Source organism: Pantoea sp. Fr-CA_6, from assembly GCF_024520895.1.
In the GTDB taxonomy this organism is placed as follows: Bacteria; Pseudomonadota; Gammaproteobacteria; order Enterobacterales; family Enterobacteriaceae; genus Pantoea; species Pantoea agglomerans.
In genome coordinates this window covers 348,570-365,477 of sequence record NZ_JALNPO010000002.1, presented here as the reverse complement: position 1 = coordinate 365,477, position 16,908 = coordinate 348,570, and the positions used below count along the sequence as shown (strand labels likewise).

Here is a 16,908-nt window from a genome sequence, read left to right as displayed (position 1 = left end):
TGGTCGCCGGGGCGACATCGTCACTGTTCAGGTCGCACTGATAACGTGGCGGGCGACGAAATGGCCCGGAGCCACCTCCATCAGCGGCGCCACTTCAGGTTCATCCCCTAACGCATGAATCGGGCTGGGGATCTCATCGACCAGTAAGGCTCGTTCGCGACGCCGGTGAGCCGGATCGGCTACCGGCACCGCTGCCATGAGTTTTCGGGTGTAAGGGTGCTGAGGCTGCTCAAACACCGCCTGACGCGGCCCCATCTCGACAATCTGACCGAGATACATCACCGCCACGCGGTGGCTGATACGCTCCACCACCGCCATATCGTGAGAAATAAACAGGAAGGCGATGCCAAACTCGCGCTGCAGGTCGAGCATCAGATTAATAATCTGCGCCTGAATTGACACATCCAGCGCCGAGACGGACTCATCAGCGATCACCACTTTGGGATTCAGCGCCAGCGCGCGGGCTATACAGATGCGCTGACGCTGGCCGCCGGAAAATTCATGGGGATAGCGCTGAGCATGTTCCGGCAGCAGACCCACTTTATCCAGCAGCCAGGCGACGCGCTGCTCCGCCTCGCGACGCGGCATCGCCTTGTGGACCAGCAGCGGCTCCATAATGGAGAAGCCGACCGTCAGCCGGGGATCGAGCGAGGCGTAGGGATCCTGGAAGATAAACTGAATGTCGCGTCGCAGATGGGCCAGCGCGGCACCTGACAAATGGTCTATTCGCTGTCCGTCAAAGGTCAGGGTGCCACCCTGACTGGCAACCAGCTTCAGCAGCGATCGCCCGGTGGTCGATTTACCACACCCGGATTCTCCCACCAGCGCCAGTGTCTCACCGGCATAGAGATCAAAACTGACTTTTTCGACGGCATGCACCCGGCTTTTGACGCGGTTCAGCAGGCCGCCGCGAATATCAAAGCGGGTGACCAGATCGCGCACCTGCAAAATGGGTGGCTGCAGGCGGCGAACCGTATCCTGCGGCACGTCATCAACGGCATCGCTGTGCAGCAACGGAAATTTAGCCGGCAGGGGCTGGCCCTGCATCGAACCGAGCTTTGGCACCGCCGCCAGCAGCGCCTGGGTATAGGGCTGCTGCGGGGCGCTGAACAGCTCAGCGACCGGAGCATTTTCTACCACTTCGCCGCGATACATCACCTGAACCCGATCGGCCATTTCGGCGACCACGCCCATATCGTGAGTGATAAAAATCACCCCCATCTGCATCTCTTTTTGCAGCACGCGGATAAGCTGCAGAATCTGCGCCTGGATGGTGACGTCGAGCGCGGTGGTCGGCTCATCGGCAATCAGCAGGGCCGGTTTGCAGCAGAGCGCCATGGCGATCATCACGCGCTGACGCATCCCGCCCGACAGCTGATGCGGGAAGCGGGATAACACATTTTGCGCATCCGGGATTCGTACCAGATCCAGCATCCGGCGCGCCTCGGCCAGCGCGCCGGCGTGGCTCAGGCCCTGATGCAGACGGATGGATTCCGCGATCTGCTCGCCCACGGAGAAGACCGGATTCAGTGAGGTCATCGGCTCCTGAAAGATCATCGCCATATCCGCACCGCGCACCCGCCGCATCTGACCTTTTGAGGCGCGCATCAGATCCAGCACGTCGCCGTTGCGACGCCGCAACAGCACCTCGCCGCTGACCCTCCCGCCAGCCTGCTCAATCAGCCGCATCAGCGCCAGCGAGGTCACTGATTTCCCCGAGCCTGACTCCCCCACCAGCGCCAGCGTTTCGCCGCGAAACAGATCGAGTGACAAATGACGCACCGCGTCAGTGACGGTGGTTTCGTGCTGAAAACGCACATTGAGATCGCGCACCGCCAGGACCTGCTCAGGGGCCAGCGGCGGTAACGTTTGCCTGTCGCTCATCTCTGCTCCTTAACTTTCGCGATAGATAGCGACGTCTGCCACTTCGCCAACCCGCGCCACACCGCGATACATCCCTTCGCTGTTGAAAGGCAGCGCTACGTTGCCTGCGCGGTCGACGGCAATCAGCCCCCCGCTGCCGCCCAGCTCCAGCACACTGTCATGAATAACATTAACCGTGGCCTGCTGCAGTGAGCGCCCGGCGTAGCGCATCTGCGCTGCCACATCGTAGGCCGCCAGCGTCCGCATAAAGACTTCCCCGGTGCCGGTACAGGAGACCGCCACGCTGTCGTTACTGGCGTAGCAGCCTGCGCCCGGCAGCGGCGAGTCGCCGACCCGTCCGGCCTGCTTGTTGGTCATACCGCCCGTTGACGTGGCGGCCGCGAGGTTGCCCTCAAGATCCAGCGCGACGGCCCCCACCGTACCAAACTTACGGTCCGGGTCGAGCGGGTCATCGATGTGCGCGGCACCATCATGGTCCAGCACCGCCGTATCGCTGTTCAGCGCGCGCTGCAACTGCTCCCAGCGTTCCGGAGTCGAGAAGTAATCAGGCGTGACCGTTTCCAGCCCGTGCGCCTCAGCAAACTGCTCTGCGCCCTCGCCGATAAACAGGACATGCTCGCTATGTTCCAGCACGGCACGTGCCGCCAGCACCGGATTCCGTACCCGCGTTACGCCCGCGACCGCCCCTGCACCCAGGGTGCGGCCATCCATGATGCAGGCATCGAGTTCATGGGTGCCCTGATGGGTGAAGACCGCGCCTTTACCGGCGTTGAACAGCGGACACTCTTCCAGCAGCCGCACCGCTTCGGTCACCGCATCGAGTGCGCTGCCGCCCTGAGCCAGTATCTGCTGGCCCTGAGTGACAATATCGTGTAGCGCCTGACGATAGAGTTGCTCTTTTTCGGCGCTCATTGCTGAGCGCGTAATGGCACCGGCGCCTCCATGAATGGCGATCACTGCATTGACCATAACGATCTACCCTGTGGTTGCATCAGGACGAAAAACACTGATTTAAAATGGTTTTCACCCATTTTTGGTGATTTTTGACTATAGAAAGCCTGCTAAGTGTTGTAAAGCGGAAACTGTTCCTGTGGTTATAACCTTTTCTTACCGCCATATTTCACTTTGGCCACAACAACAGGCAAGTCAGGCCGACACCGATGTGACTCAGCGGCTAATTCCCACCATAATAGGCAGCATCTGAGATAACCAGGCTGGAATATCCATGGAAAGTTTTACTGCAGGCTTGATCTCCCTTGAGGAGGCACAACAAAAAATGCTGTCACAGCTGACGCCCGTCACCGACTCTCTTAGCGTGCCGCTGGCCGAAGCGGTCGGGCGTATCACCGCCAAAGCGGTGACCTCACCGATTGCCGTCCCGCCATTTGATAACTCTGCGATGGATGGCTACGCCGTCAGGCTGGCAGACGCCAGCAGCGATCAGCCGCTGCCAGTGGCGGGTAAAGCCTTTGCCGGCGCACCGTTTAACGGTGAGTGGCCGCAGGGCAGCGTGATTCGCATCATGACCGGTGCGCCGGTGCCCGCAGGCTGTGAAGCAGTAGTGATGCAGGAGCAGACCGAAACACAGGGTGATGCGATTATGATCACCGCGCCGGTCCGTCCCGGACAGAACATTCGTCTCATCGGCGATGATATTCAGCCAGGCACCGTGGTGCTGGAAGCGGGAGCGCGGCTGGGCGCGGCGGAGCTGCCACTGCTCGCCTCACTGGGTATCGCGCAGGTCAGCGTGCTGCGAAAACTGCGGGTCGCTATCTTCTCCACCGGTGATGAACTCCAGCCGGTAGGCGAGCCGCTGGCCGAAGGCCAGATCTACGACACCAACCGCTTTGCGGTATCGCTGATGCTGCATAAGCTGGGTTGCGAAGTCATCGACCTTGGCATTATCAAAGATGACCCGGCCGCACTGCGTGCTGCTTTCAACGAGGCCGATCGGCAGGCGGATGTCGTGATTACTACCGGCGGCGTCTCGGTGGGCGAAGCGGACTTCACCAAAACGATGCTGGAAGAGCTTGGTGCCATCAGCTTCTGGAAGCTGGCGATCAAGCCTGGCAAGCCATTTGCTTTTGGCCGCCTCAACAGCAGCTGGTTCTGCGGCCTGCCAGGTAATCCGGTCTCCGCCGCCGTGACCTTTTATCAGCTCGTTCAGCCGCTGCTTGCCACCCTCACCGGCCAGCAAAAATCAGCATTGCCGCCACGTCAGAAAGTGCGCTGCGCCTCGCGGCTTAAAAAGTCACCAGGCCGGCTCGATTTTCAGCGCGGCATCCTGCGACAGACCGCACAGGGTGAACTGGAGGTGGAAACCACCGGGATGCAGGGTTCACACGTCTTCAGCTCCTTCGCCCAGGCAAACTGTTTTATTGTGCTGGAACGGGATCGCGGCAATGTTGAACCGGGCGAATGGGTCGAGGTGGAACCGTTCAACGCCCTGCTGGAGGCGTAAATGCTGCCTGAATTAAGCGATGAGGAGATGCTGCGCTACAACCGGCAGATTGTATTGCGCGGCTTTGATTTCGACGGTCAGGAGCGGCTGAAAGCGAGTCATGCGCTGGTCGTAGGGCTGGGCGGACTCGGCTGCGCCGCTGCGCCCTATCTGGCGGCTGCCGGTGTCGGTAGCCTGACGCTGCTCGACTTCGATACCGTGTCGCACTCCAACCTGCAACGGCAGATCCTGCATCACGATGCTGACATTGGCCGCGCCAAAGTGGACTCCGCCGCACAAAGCCTGGCCGCCATCAATCCGCACTGTCAGCTGCATCCGGTTAATGGACAGCTGGACGATGCAGCGCTGCTGGCGCTGATCGCCCGGCAGCAGGTGGTGCTGGACTGCACTGACAACGTTGCAGTGCGTGAGCAGCTTAACCGGCTCTGTCGTCAGCAGCGGGTGCCACTGGTCTCCGGCGCCGCGATTCGGATGGAAGGTCAGATCAGCGTATTCAACTGGCAGCCCGGCACACCCTGCTATCGTTGCATCAGCCGCCTGTTTGGGGAACAAACCCTGAGTTGCGTGGAAGCGGGCGTCATGGCTCCGCTGGTTGGCGTGATTGGTGCGATGCAGGCGATGGAAGCGATTAAAGTGCTGACGGCATTTGGCACGCCCGCCACCAGCCGGTTGCTGATGTACGATGCGATGAGCGCGGAGTTCCGCAGCATGAAGGTGGCGCAGGATGCGCACTGTGAAGTGTGTGGTGGTAGCGCGTAACGTCGGCAGGAACGCCTCTGCTCCCTGAAGCCCGTGCTGAACCAACAAACCACCAAAAAAAACGGGGTGACCTGCGCCACCCCGTTTCAATCAGACGATACCCTGACTCCGCAGGTAATCTTCGTAATTACCGGTGAAGTCCACCACGCGATCTGCTTTCAGCTCTATCACGCGGGTTGCCAGCGAGCTGACAAATTCACGGTCGTGTGAAACAAACACCAGCGTGCCTTCATACATCTCCAGCGCCATATTGAGCGATTCAATCGACTCCATATCGAGGTGGTTGGTCGGCTCATCCATAATCAGAATATTCGGTTTTTCCATCATCAGCTTACCGAACAGCATACGACCCTTCTCTCCACCGGAAAGCACTTTGGCCGGCTTCTTAATATCATCCTGCGAAAACAGCAGGCGACCCAGAATACCGCGAATGGTCTGCTCATCATCGCCAGGCTGTTTCCACTGACTCATCCAGTCAAATACCGTCAGGTCATTGGCAAAATCATCGGCGTGATCCTGAGCGTAATAACCAATACGTGCATTCTCTGACCATTTAACGCTGCCGTTATCTGGCGTCAGCTGACCCACCAGCGATTTTAACAGTGTTGATTTACCGATACCGTTGGCACCGATCACCGCCAGCTTCTCACCCACTTCCAGCAGCAGATTTAAATTCTTAAACAGCGGACCGTTATCAAATCCTTTGGTCAAACCTTCCACTTCCAGCGCATTACGGAACAACTTCTTGTCCTGCTCAAAGCGGATAAACGGGTTCTGGCGGCTGGAGGCTTTCACTTCATCCAGTTTAATTTTATCCATCTGCTTAGCGCGTGATGTCGCCTGACGCGATTTAGAGGCGTTGGCGCTAAAACGACTGACGAACGATTGTAAGTCAGCAATCTGCGCTTTTTTCTTGGCGTTATCGGATAACAGACGTTCACGCGCCTGGGTCGCCGCGGTCATATATTCGTCATAATTACCGGAATAAACCCGCAGCTCGCCATAATCCAAATCAGCCATGTGCGTACAGACCATATTAAGGAAGTGACGGTCATGCGAAATGATAATCATGGTGCTGTCACGCTCGTTCAGCACCTGCTCCAGCCAGCGAATAGTATCGATGTCCAGGTTGTTCGTCGGTTCATCGAGTAACAGAATATCAGGATTAGAAAACAGCGCCTGCGCCAGCAGCACACGTAATTTAAAGCCCGGCGCAATTTCGCTCATCGGGCCATAATGCTGCTCAACCGGAATGCCGACGCCGAGTAATAACTCACCGGCACGAGACTCCGCGCTATAGCCGTCCATCTCACCGTAAAGTGCCTCAAGATCGCCGACTTTATACCCCTCTTCTTCGCTCATTTCTGGCAAAGAATAAATACGGTCGCGCTCCTGCTTCACTTCCCATAACTCATGGTGACCCATGATAACGGTGTCCAGTACGCTAAATTGTTCAAAGGCGAACTGATCCTGACGCAACTTACCGATGCGCTCGTTGGGATCGTAAGAAACATTGCCGCCTGAAGGCACCAGATCGCCACCCAAAATCTTCATGAAGGTGGATTTTCCGCTGCCGTTCGCACCGATTAAACCGTAACGATTACCGCCGCCAAATTTAACGGAGATATTTTCGAACAGTGGCTTGCTGCCAAACTGCATGGTGATATTGCTGCTAACTAACACGGCATTGACCTTTGTGAAGAGAATGGATGAAAAAACGGCGGCTATTATGCCAGATGTGACGCAGCGCACGCCAGCGTCAGCCGTGGATTCCTTGCGGGGTGATTGATATCCCGGCAGAAATAAAAAAGCCGGAAGGCCATGATGGCCCCCCGGCTCCCACTTACAAGGATTGTGTCGATCAATCGATCAGGAAACTGTCCAGGCTTTTACCGGAATCCAGCGCTTTTTTAATCGCTGCCGGGGTACGGCCCTGGCCAGTCCAGGATTTCTGCTCACCATTTTCGTCGGTGTAAGAATATTTAGCCGGACGCGGCGCACGCTTGGTACGTTTTTTCCCGCTTTCCAGTGCACCTAATAATTCATTAGGATCGATACCGTCAGCCAGCAGCATTTCGCGATATTTAGAAAGCTTTTCTTCTTTTTCGCGATTCTGCGTCTCTTCCGCTTCTGCTTCTTCACGGCGCTCAGTAACAACAACCGTTAATTTTTCCAGGATCTCTTCAAGATCGGTCAGTGGCAGTTCACGAGCCTGGGCACGTAATGTGCGAATATTGTTCAGTACCTTAAATGCGTCACTCATCACAATGTCCTTGATTAAGGGGGGTTAATAAAACTGTAGCGCCAAGACTACCTAATTCAAATAAAAAAATAAATTATTTTTACGCTACAGATAATTCCTAAGTATTAATTCGGCCGAAACAGAGCTATTAAAATCGGGCGTGCCTGACCTTTTATTAACGCTGAATTAACAACAAATGGCACTTTTACTCAGGAGTTGAAAACGATTTCAGGCAGATTATCCCGGCAGAAGGCAGTTAACGCTATCAACTAAATGCGGGCCATGCAGCCTCATTATTTACGCTTACGGGCCGGAGATAACAGATTAAAAATGTGCCTGCCCGTGACCCCAGTCACACCAGCTTACAGATTATGCTTAAAAAGCCACCCCCGGCACCGTTAAATAGCGCAAAAGAATTAACGCTCTGGTGGCTTTTTTAATTATGCTCTTTGCCACCTGTTAACCATTTTTGCCGCTGCGATTTATAGCAGAGTCGGATTATTCGCAGATCGCTTAGCTGCGCAATAACAGTTCCGCCCGGCTCAGGCTGACTGAATAGCCTCACGCGCCCCCACTCGTTCAGTCGTAAGTTGCCTTAAAAAAACGTCAAAGAAATAAACTGAGAAAGGTGACAGAGCTCAAAAACCTGAATGCGGAAAGTGCCAGCAACATGAAAATAATCGCTCGCCGGAGGCGCTGATAATAACCCTGCGATTATCACTGTTTTATTTTCTGCTGGCTGCACCCGCTATAGTGATGCTGAGAAGCTCTCTTTATCAACGGGTTAGATCATGATGAACAGCATGGAGAGACAGGCAGCATCGGTTTAACGCTGCCGGAGGAGAGATAAAGCGGTAACTGCGCAGAGGCAGCTACCGCCGGATGACTAATTCGCCTGCGTGGCCGGGCCAAATACCGGATATTGCGGCATATCCACGTTCTGGTAAGTCTCCCAGCCGCCGCCCAGCGCTTTATAGAGCGCCACTAAATCGAGTGCACTCTGCATCCGCGCCTGTGTCGCCTGCTCCTCTGCCTGAGCCAGCTGACGCTGCGCATCCAGCACCTCCAGGAAGGTCGAGAGCCCCTGGCGATAACTGTCGCTGGCGAGATCAAAGGCGCGCTGAAGCGCACCGGTTGTCTCATCCAGCGCAGTGACCCGCTGCTGATCGGCGCGATAGCTGACCAGCGCATTCTCCACATCCTGCAACGCCGTCAGCACCGTCTGGCGATAATCCAGCGCGGCACTGGCCTGCTGTGCCCGCGCTAACTTCACGCTCGACACCAGCTGTCCGCCCTGGAAAATCGGAATCGATAACGACGGGCCATAACTGTAGAAATGGCTGCTCCAGTTATCCAGATAGCTGACATCGGTGTTGCGCACGCCCAGCTGGCCGGTCAGTGACAGGCTCGGGAAAAGCTGCGCGACAGAAACCCCAATCTCAGCGGTTTGTGCATGCAGCGTCGCTTCAGCCTGACGAATATCAGGACGACGACGTGCCAGCGTAGAAGGAATGCCTACCGGGACAAACTGTGGCAGCGGGGGTAACGCTTTTGGCGTACTGAGTTCAGCATCCAGCGCCCCCGGCGTCTTGCCGAGCAGCACCGCTAACCCATTCATCGCCTGCCGTGCCTGCGACTGATACTGCGGCAGCTGCGCCTGCAGCGTGCTGAGCTGGGCACGCGCATTTTCCACATCGGTCAGCGGGGCCAGGCCATTACGCTGCTGGCTTTGGGTCAGCTCGGTCGTCTGCTGCGCCACCTCAATCTGCTGTTGCAGCGTCTGAATCGTGCTCTGCGCGCCACGCAGCTGCAGCCAGGCTCGCGCCACTTCGGCCTCCAGTGAGACCAGCGCATCGTTGCGCTGTTCTATCGCTGCCTGCTGCTGGGCATTGGCTGCCTCAACCTGACGGCGCACTTTGCCCCACAGATCCAGCTCCCAGCTGGCATCGAAGCTGCCCTGATAGAGGGTAACCGGCTGGGTCAATCCATTGAGCTGGCTGGCCACGTTGCTGTCGAGCTGATCGGTTGCGCCATTGGATTTAAGCAAGCCTTCCAGTCCGAGCTGCTGACGCGTCACTTTGGCTGAACCGCCCAGGGTGGGGAACAGACTGCCCTGCGCCTGCGTCAGCTGTTCACGTGCCCCGGCAATGCGCAGCACCGTCTGCTGCAGGCTCAGATTGCCCGCAATCGCGCGCTCAATCAGACTGTCGAGCTGCGGATCATTGAAGCTGCGCCACCAGCGTGAATTAATCGCGGCGTTTTGTGGCTTAGACGCCTCCTGCGAATCCAGGGTGTTGTAGCCACCCGGCACGGCAGGTTTCGGCGCCTGATAGTCAGGTCCGACGGCGCAGCCCGCCAGCCCGAGGGCCAGCAGTAAACTCAGGGGTTTCAGGCGATGAGAGTAAAAAACCTTCATGTTAGTGTGCTCCTGCACTGCCTTCGCTCTTAATCGGCGACAGCAGCCAACAAAATGGAATCAAAATCAGGGCGACAATACTCAGGCCTGAGAAGACATCGATGTAAGCGAGGATACGCGACTGCGCAATCATCTCCTGATAGAGCTGACCGGTTGCCAGCGTGACGGGATCGCCCACCGCCGAGGTAAAGTCGCGTATCGCCTGCGCCCAGTGCTGAAGCGTAATGTTGAACGGCTCATTCAGCGGCGTCATGTTATGCACCATGTGCGCTGACCGCACCTGTTCGCGCTCGGTAATGGCAGCGGTCGAGAGTGAAATCCCAATCGATCCGGCCACGTTACGGAACATGGTAAACAGCGCCGAGGCGTCAGCATTAAGCCGCTGCGGAATGGTGACAAAGGCGATAGTCGTCAGCGGGACAAACAGGAAACCCAGCCCGATTGACTGTGCGCTGCGCATCAACACCAAAGTGGTGAAATCGACGTTGGGCGTTAAGGTGGCGGAGTAGAGAAACGCCACGGCCAGACAGCTAAAGCCAAAGGCAATGATGTAGCGCGTCTGAACGATTGGCATCAGTTTCAGCACCAGCGGTATGGTCAGCACAATCAGCACCGCGCCAGGCGACAACACCAGACCTGACCAGGTGGCGGTGTACCCCAGATCCTGCTGCGCCAGCTGTGGCAGCACTACAGAGCTGCCATACAGAATCATCGCCATCCCCGCCATCAACAGCCCGGCGACCCAGAAGTTGCGGTCTTTCATCACCAGAATATCGACCACTGGCTTACGGGCATACATCAGCCAGTAAATGGCGCCGACGATGCCAATCAGCGCCAGAATGGCGAACAGCACAATAAAGTGCGAGGCAAACCAGTCCTCATCCTCTCCGCGATCCAGCATCACCTGCAGACAACCCAGTCCTAAGGTAATCAGGCTGATGCCGATATAGTCGATCTTCAGCTTACCTTTGGCCCATTTACGCTCCCACGGTGGATCTTCCAGCAGCTGATAGATCGCCAGCACGGTAAGTACGCCGACCGGAATGTTGATAAAGAACACCCAGCGCCAGCTGTAGTTGTCGGTAATCCAGCCACCTAATGTCGGGCCAATCACCGGCGCGACAATAATGGCAATAGAGGAGAGCCCAAATGCCTTGCCGCGATCTTCCGCCTTAAAGTAGTCCAGCAGCACAGACTGCTGAACCGGCTGCAATCCGCCACCAAAAAAGCCCTGCAGCACGCGGAACAGAATGATTTGCCACAGTTCGGTAGCGATGCCGCACAGGAAGGAGCAGATGGTAAACATCACGATGCAGATCAGGAAAAACTGTTTACGGCCAAACAGTCGGCTGAAGAACGCAGAGATAGGCAGCACAATGCCGTTCGCCACCAGATAAGAGGTCAGCACCCAGGTTGACTCATCGTAACTGGAGGAGAGCGAACCGGCGATATGCGGCAGCGCCACGTTAACAATGGTGGTGTCGAGGATCTCCATAAACACCGCCAGCGTGACCGTGATCGCCACTAACCACGGATTACTGGCGGGTTTCCAGCTCTGCGCCGTACTCATTCCACCGTTACCTTCGGTTCAACAGAGAGACCCAGCGGCAGAGGATGGTTCGGATCAAGGCCCTTGTCGATGACGATTTTCACCGGCACGCGCTGAACGATTTTCACATAGTTACCGGTGGCGTTTTCTGACGGGAAAGTCGAGAAGCGTGAACCAGAGCCCATCTGAATACTGTCAACATGCCCTTCCAGCTTCATATCCGGCCAGGCATCGACGCTGATTTCAACTTTGTCGCCAGGATTCATGTGTTGCAGCTGAGACTCTTTGAAGTTAGCGGTGACCCAGATCTCAGGCGAGACTAGCGAAAACAGCGACGATCCCGCCTGCACCAGTGTGCCCAGCTGAACGTTACGCTTGGTGACAAACCCGTCATAGGGCGCGCGAACCTGGGTATAGGAGAGATTAAGATCGGCCGTGCTTAACTGCGCCTTCGCCTGCTCAACCTGTTGCTGACGCGCTTCAACATTGGTCTCCTGCTGGCGAATCTGCAGAGCAACCTGTGACGCCACTTCAACCTGTGCTTTCGCGCTTTGTAACTGCGCCTGCGCCGAACGTAACTGCGCGGACGCGCTGTCGATATTACGCTGACTGGTCGCACGCGGATCGACGCCGCGCTGGCGACGATAATCCGCCTGCGCATTAAGCAGATTCGCTTCGGCTTTCGCCTGATCCGCCAGCGCCTGATCGCGCTGTGCCGGATACTGTACCTTTGACAGCGCCAGCTGAGCCTGCGCCTGATGCAGCTGTGCGACAGCTAAACCGAGCTGCGCATTAGCCTGTTCACGCTGGGCACGATTGTCGCTGGGATCGATCTCCACCAGCAGATCGCCCTTCTTCACCCGCTGGTTATCTTTCACCAGCAGCTTCACGACATAGCCGGAGGCTTTAGGCGCAATGGTAACGGCATCGCCTTCGGTAAAGGCGTCGTCGGTAGTTTCAATATTGCGGGTAGTGAACCAGAACCAGAAGCCGACAATCAGCATAATCACCACCACTACCGCCAGAATAATCAGCGGCTTTTTACCGGGGCGTTTACGCTCAGGCTGCTGGTCGTTGTCCTGATTTTCCTCTGACTGACGGTTTTTATCCGTCGCATTTTCTGCGTCCTGCTGGTGTGGATCGCGTTGGTTATTCTCGCTCATAGTTCCCATCACTGGCTAAGGCCCTAATTCCCGGGCATAAAGGTCCTGTTAACCTTATATCGGAAACTGACAAAATCCAGCGCAACTTTACGAAACTTGAGAAATGGCGCACATCCTGCCACCTGTGGCGGGTAGCAGGATGCGTCGGGCCTAATTAAGCAGCCGCAACAGCAGCCAGCCGCTGGCCATCGACCAGGCAAGCAGAGGGAGAGAAAAGAGATGGAAATGCCACCAGACGGCCCGATCTTTCGCCATACGCAGGGCAATCAGGTTAGCGAGCGAACCCGGCAGCAGGCCGAATCCGCCAATATTGACCGCCCAGGCCAGCACATCGCCAGGCGGGACTTTTTGCAGCAGCAGAATCGTCGCCGGAACGTTGCTGATCACCTGTGACAGACCAATCGCCAGCAGGTAGAGCTGCCCCTGACCGAAATGAGAAACCGCATCAAAGTGAGCCTGCATCACCGGCAGACGCGTCATCAGGAAGACGTCAATAAACATGGCGATAAACACCGCCAGCAGGCTCCAGTCGATGCGCAGCAGCACCGGACGCGCCATCACCAGGAACGTGGCAAGAATCAGCAGCAGGACCCAGCCGGTGATTTCCAGCTCCAGTCCGGCGATAAACAGCAGGTATAGCACCACGCTGACAATAAACAGCGGCTTCTGCCACTGCGGCTGTTCCGGGTTGTCATGCTTATCAATCGAGCGCTTTGAGAAGCTGAACCAGGTTAATACCATCAGGCTAAGCAGCAGCCAGGCGGCCAGCGGCAGCATCTGCACAATAAACGCGACAACGCTTAATTTGCCGTGGCTCCACAGCAGAATGTTTTGCGGGTTGCCGACCGGCGTCAGCAGGGATCCGGCGTTGACCGCCAGCGCTTCGAAGATGATTAGTCGCGAGATGGGTAAGTGAGAGAACTTTCGCAGCGTCAGCGTCAGCGGCACCAGAATAAACAGCGCTACATCATTGGTCAGAAACGTAGAGAGCAACGCGGCAGCCAGCACCATAAACAGCGCCAGCGCACGTTCGTGCCGGAAACGCGCAATCAGTCGTCCCCCCAGCACGTCAAAGTAGCCACTGGTTTCCAGCCCTTTGGTCAGGATCAACAACCCGGTGAGCGTAATAATGGTATGCCAGTCTACGGCACCGGGCAGATCGGCCCAGCGAAAATCCGCCAGAAATGCCAGAACTACACCAATCACGATTAATAAATGCAAAACAGAGTCATGCAAAAAAGATCGAAGCAGTTGAGGCATGATGAAGGTACGCCTTAGCGTTAGCGGGTTTCGGAGAATTTCTTAAATACGGCCAGCGTTTCATCACTGACGTGATGCTCAATACCTTCTGAATCACGTCGGGCAGTTTCGGGACTGATGCCTAACGCCAGCAGAAAACTTTCAACAATGTGATGACGGGCGCGACTCTCCTCTGCCAGTTTCTCTCCTTCACCAGTCAGAAAGACACCGCGGTAAGGCACCTGCTCAACCAGCCCGGCACTGCCAAGCCGCTTCAGCATTTTCGCTACGGTAGGTTGTGAAACGCCCAGGCGGGCCGCCATATCAACCTGACGCGCTTCGCCAAATTCACCAATCAAATCAGAGATTAACTCAACGTAGTCATCAATTAATTCCCGACGATGCGCTTCACGCACCTGCCGAAAACCTTCGACATGCTCTTCAATATCTTTCAGTGGTCCTTTTGGCGCAGAAACCACGCTTTTAGCACGACGACTCATTCAGCTTCCTCATTATTTTTTCCCGTACTGTCACTGCTGTACGGATTTAGCTGCGCTCATTGTAAACCAGCCGCAAAGAAGCTCAAATTTTTCGTCATTAGCCTTGGCTAAAGGATATAGCCAGTGCTATATTTGACGATAATGTAAGCAGCAAAAGAGCGATCCCAGTTGATCCTCTGTTGCTCCGGTGATGATGACGCCTCTCACCGCAGGCTGCTGACTACCGCGTCGACAATGATTGGGAGGTGATTCTATGAGCACCCTGAAATGTTGCTTAGATTGCAGTAAATGCTTCCAGGCTGAGAAGAAAACAACCCCGGAGATGAAATCCTGGCTGTGCCTGCTGACGCGTTCACCGTTCACACTGCGTCTGATGTTGCTGGAAAAACTGCTGGGCCATAAGTCTGACGATCGTCGCTGTCAGAATCTGATCTGGCGCGGCTAATCCTGATTCTATGCCTTTCAGCCGCTGGCTGAGAGGCGCACTCTCCCTTTCTGCTCTCTTTTTTTCCTGTTTCCCCATCGAATTAATATGACCTGCGGCTTCAACCAGCATGGCTGCTGATCGGCTACAGCGATCCGGGAAAGTCGGGAAACGTGCAGGCACGAGAGAAGGGTGAGTAAATCAGCACAATAAAAAACGGCCCACAAGGGGCCGCTTTTTTGCAGGTCAGCTAAGCTAAACTTAGAAGCTGTAACCTACGCCAGCAATCCAGGTGCCAACGTCAACGTTACGGATACGGCTCTGCTCGTAACCAACGTCAACTGCGAAGTCCTGAACTGGGTTAAACTGCAGACCTGCGCCGTAAGAGAAACCTACGTCGCTTGAATCAGTTTTATCGCGTGATGAAGTATCGTTCTGCTGGAATTTACCGTAGCCGATACCCACAACACCGTAGATGCTTGCCCAGTCGTTCAGACGGAAAGCAGGACCACCGGTCACACCGTAGTACTGGCCTTTGTTATAAATGCCAGAATCGGTGTTATCTTTTTCTGTGTAGGTGAATGAACCGATCCAACCCAGTGGGTTAGAACCGTCTTCGTAGCGGTATTTCAGGTTGAAGCCGTTAGCTTTGTTAGCTACGCCCTGATAGTCGCTCTGAGCATAGCCACCAGTTACGGTGCTCTGTGCCATTGCTGAACCTGCAGATACTGCCAGTACACAGGCTAATGCTGAAAGACATGCAATTTTTTTCATAACCACCTCAAATGTGAAAATACTTCTCTCCTGACAACGCTGAAAATATAACAAAAAATAGCGAGAAACTCTGCCCGGATTTTGTTGTCTAACAGAATGTTTGGTGTAACAGGAAGTTAATGCGACAACCTATGTCATTCATTTTTCTTATAAAATCCGTCATCTTTCTGCAATAATCATTTTGTGCTCATTTCGTTCTTTAAGTTAAATCCTAAAAAAACCTGACATTTCTTTACCTAAATGGCCCTGATTCTGGCCAAAAATCGCTCAGTTGAGAGAAATTTAAAACCCCATTCCGTGATTTTTTGCCTGCTATTTCCTTTACACTGGCTGACTCATTACGTTGATGACCAGGAAAAGTACACAGGATGTCTGCCTCTCCCGCTTCTAAAAACCTTGCCCCGATAGTGATGCCGATTGCCGTGCTGCTGATTGCGATGCTATCGCTTCAGGGCGGTGCTTCGCTGGCGAAAAGCCTGTTTCCTGCCGTTGGCGCTACCGGCATCACCGCGCTGCGTCTGGGCTTTGGCACCCTGATACTCTGTATTATCTTCAAACCCTGGCGTTTACGCTTTAGCCGGGAACAACGTCTGCCACTCCTGATGTATGGACTGGCGCTGGGCACAATGAATTTCACGTTCTATCTGGCGATTCGTACCGTGCCGCTGGGTGTGGCGGTGGGACTGGAATTTACCGGCCCACTGGCGCTGGCGCTATTCGGATCGCGACGGCCACTGGATTTTGTCTGGGTGCTGCTGGCCGTGATTGGTCTATGGTTCCTGCTGCCTTTTGGCACAGGCATGACTGCGATTGATCCGCTGGGCGCTGCGCTGGCAGTGAGTGCAGGCGCCTGCTGGGCGATCTATATCCTGGCGGGACAGCGGGCAGGCGCAGAACATGGCCCGGCGACAGTGGCTATCGGGTCGCTGATTGCCTCAGTGATTTTTGTACCGCTGGGGCTGACGTTCGCAGAAAGTGGCATCTGGACATGGGCCGTTATGCCGATCGCGTTGCTGGTTGCCCTGCTCTCCAGCGCCATCCCCTATTCGCTGGAGATGATCGCCCTCACCCGCTTACCGGCGCGCATCTTCGGCACGCTGATGAGTCTGGAACCCGCCATGGCTGCCTTTTCAGGCATGCTGTTTCTGGGGGAAACCCTGACCGGGCTTCAGTGGCTGGCGCTGCTGGCGATCATCATCGCCTCGGCAGGTTCAACGCTGACCATGCGGCCGAAAAAGAGTCAGTTAAACAGCGTTGAATTATCAGACGATATCCAAAAATAAACGCTATCCGCCCCGCCTGCTGGCGGGGCTAAATAATAATCATGCTCATCATGAGAATTTTTCCTAATCTTCGCTCCTTCCTGAGTTGCCTATTTTGAAACAGACACTTACCAGTTATTTACATAATAGAATAACAACATGATTTAAATAGCTATTTATTTTATTTTATATTTTAACATGGCATTAACCTTCTTAGCCCAGCTCTGCTCTGACT

14 protein-coding genes are annotated in these 16,908 nt (G+C 55.4%); 4 read left to right on the top strand and 10 right to left on the bottom strand.

Features of this window, described 5'->3' with window-relative positions; translation table 11 throughout:
- Positions 1-27: 27 nt before the first annotated feature.
- Complete coding sequence (locus NR201_RS04830) at positions 28-1,884, bottom strand: dipeptide ABC transporter ATP-binding protein (RefSeq protein WP_050679482.1); 1,857 nt, start codon at positions 1,882-1,884, stop codon at positions 28-30.
- Between the two features lie 9 nt (positions 1,885-1,893).
- Complete coding sequence (locus NR201_RS04825; protein WP_256849427.1) at positions 1,894-2,853, bottom strand: isoaspartyl peptidase/L-asparaginase family protein; 960 nt, start codon at positions 2,851-2,853, stop codon at positions 1,894-1,896.
- A gap of 256 nt (positions 2,854-3,109) precedes the next feature.
- On the opposite strand from NR201_RS04825, the gene moeA reads away from it, so the two are divergent.
- Both moeA and moeB read left to right on the top strand, forming a co-directional pair.
- The gene (moeA, locus tag NR201_RS04820; RefSeq protein ID WP_256849426.1) at positions 3,110-4,345 is read left to right on the top strand and encodes a molybdopterin molybdotransferase MoeA; all 1,236 of its coding nucleotides are present in this window, start codon (positions 3,110-3,112) and stop codon (positions 4,343-4,345) included.
- Positions 4,346-5,104: a molybdopterin-synthase adenylyltransferase MoeB gene (moeB, locus tag NR201_RS04815; RefSeq protein ID WP_033771233.1), complete on the top strand. Its 759-nt coding sequence runs from the start codon at positions 4,346-4,348 to the stop codon at positions 5,102-5,104. It abuts the gene before it with no gap.
- Positions 5,105-5,194: 90 nt separating this feature from the next.
- On the opposite strand, the gene NR201_RS04810 is transcribed toward moeB, so the two are convergent.
- The 7 genes from NR201_RS04810 to mntR form a co-directional block, all read right to left on the bottom strand.
- Complete coding sequence (locus tag NR201_RS04810; protein ID WP_010254366.1) at positions 5,195-6,787, bottom strand: ABC-F family ATPase; 1,593 nt, start codon at positions 6,785-6,787, stop codon at positions 5,195-5,197.
- Between the two features lie 178 nt (positions 6,788-6,965).
- Complete coding sequence (locus NR201_RS04805; RefSeq protein WP_003850507.1) at positions 6,966-7,367, bottom strand: H-NS family nucleoid-associated regulatory protein; 402 nt, start codon at positions 7,365-7,367, stop codon at positions 6,966-6,968.
- An 865-nt stretch (positions 7,368-8,232) separates the two neighbouring features.
- The gene (locus tag NR201_RS04800) at positions 8,233-9,762 is read right to left on the bottom strand and encodes an efflux transporter outer membrane subunit (protein ID WP_010669731.1); all 1,530 of its coding nucleotides are present in this window, start codon (positions 9,760-9,762) and stop codon (positions 8,233-8,235) included.
- Between the two features lies 1 nt (position 9,763).
- Entirely contained in the window at positions 9,764-11,332 is a 1,569-nt protein-coding gene (locus NR201_RS04795; protein ID WP_010254360.1) for a DHA2 family efflux MFS transporter permease subunit, read from the bottom strand.
- Entirely contained in the window at positions 11,329-12,474 is a 1,146-nt protein-coding gene (locus NR201_RS04790; RefSeq protein ID WP_010254357.1) for an HlyD family secretion protein, read from the bottom strand. Before NR201_RS04790 ends, NR201_RS04795 begins: the two co-directional genes overlap by 4 nt.
- 150 nt (positions 12,475-12,624) lie before the next feature.
- A complete protein-coding gene (locus tag NR201_RS04785; protein ID WP_022625975.1) occupies positions 12,625-13,734 on the bottom strand; it encodes an SLC13 family permease in 1,110 nt (369 codons plus the stop codon).
- A gap of 20 nt (positions 13,735-13,754) precedes the next feature.
- Positions 13,755-14,213, bottom strand: coding sequence for a manganese-binding transcriptional regulator MntR (mntR, locus tag NR201_RS04780; protein ID WP_010254350.1), 459 nt, complete (start codon positions 14,211-14,213; stop codon positions 13,755-13,757).
- A 253-nt stretch (positions 14,214-14,466) separates the two neighbouring features.
- Here mntR and NR201_RS04775 point away from each other — a divergent pair, with 253 nt between their 5' ends.
- Positions 14,467-14,658, top strand: coding sequence for a hypothetical protein (locus NR201_RS04775; protein ID WP_256849425.1), 192 nt, complete (start codon positions 14,467-14,469; stop codon positions 14,656-14,658).
- A 240-nt stretch (positions 14,659-14,898) separates the two neighbouring features.
- On the opposite strand, the gene ompX is transcribed toward NR201_RS04775, so the two are convergent.
- Positions 14,899-15,411: an outer membrane protein OmpX gene (gene ompX, locus NR201_RS04770; protein ID WP_010254344.1), complete on the bottom strand. Its 513-nt coding sequence runs from the start codon at positions 15,409-15,411 to the stop codon at positions 14,899-14,901.
- A gap of 368 nt (positions 15,412-15,779) precedes the next feature.
- Between ompX and rhtA the strand changes: the two genes are divergently transcribed.
- Positions 15,780-16,694, top strand: a complete 915-nt coding sequence (gene rhtA / locus NR201_RS04765) for a threonine/homoserine exporter RhtA (protein ID WP_010254339.1) — start codon at positions 15,780-15,782, stop codon at positions 16,692-16,694.
- The last annotated feature ends 214 nt before the right edge of the window (positions 16,695-16,908 follow it).

Bases quoted from the DNA above. Each gene is read 5' to 3' on its own strand.
- NR201_RS04830 (WP_050679482.1), bottom strand. From the start codon at position 1,884: ATGAGCGACAGGCAAACGTTACCGCCGCTGGCCCCTGAGCAGGTCCTG.
- NR201_RS04825 (WP_256849427.1), bottom strand. From the start codon at position 2,853: ATGGTCAATGCAGTGATCGCCATTCATGGAGGCGCCGGTGCCATTACG.
- moeA (WP_256849426.1), top strand. From the start codon at position 3,110: ATGGAAAGTTTTACTGCAGGCTTGATCTCCCTTGAGGAGGCACAACAA.
- moeB (WP_033771233.1), top strand. From the start codon at position 4,346: ATGCTGCCTGAATTAAGCGATGAGGAGATGCTGCGCTACAACCGGCAG.
- NR201_RS04805 (WP_003850507.1), bottom strand. From the start codon at position 7,367: ATGAGTGACGCATTTAAGGTACTGAACAATATTCGCACATTACGTGCC.
- NR201_RS04800 (WP_010669731.1), bottom strand. From the start codon at position 9,762: ATGAAGGTTTTTTACTCTCATCGCCTGAAACCCCTGAGTTTACTGCTG.
- NR201_RS04795 (WP_010254360.1), bottom strand. From the start codon at position 11,332: ATGAGTACGGCGCAGAGCTGGAAACCCGCCAGTAATCCGTGGTTAGTG.
- NR201_RS04790 (WP_010254357.1), bottom strand. From the start codon at position 12,474: ATGAGCGAGAATAACCAACGCGATCCACACCAGCAGGACGCAGAAAAT.
- NR201_RS04785 (WP_022625975.1), bottom strand. From the start codon at position 13,734: ATGCCTCAACTGCTTCGATCTTTTTTGCATGACTCTGTTTTGCATTTA.
- mntR (WP_010254350.1), bottom strand. From the start codon at position 14,213: ATGAGTCGTCGTGCTAAAAGCGTGGTTTCTGCGCCAAAAGGACCACTG.
- NR201_RS04775 (WP_256849425.1), top strand. From the start codon at position 14,467: ATGAGCACCCTGAAATGTTGCTTAGATTGCAGTAAATGCTTCCAGGCT.
- ompX (WP_010254344.1), bottom strand. From the start codon at position 15,411: ATGAAAAAAATTGCATGTCTTTCAGCATTAGCCTGTGTACTGGCAGTA.
- rhtA (WP_010254339.1), top strand. From the start codon at position 15,780: ATGTCTGCCTCTCCCGCTTCTAAAAACCTTGCCCCGATAGTGATGCCG.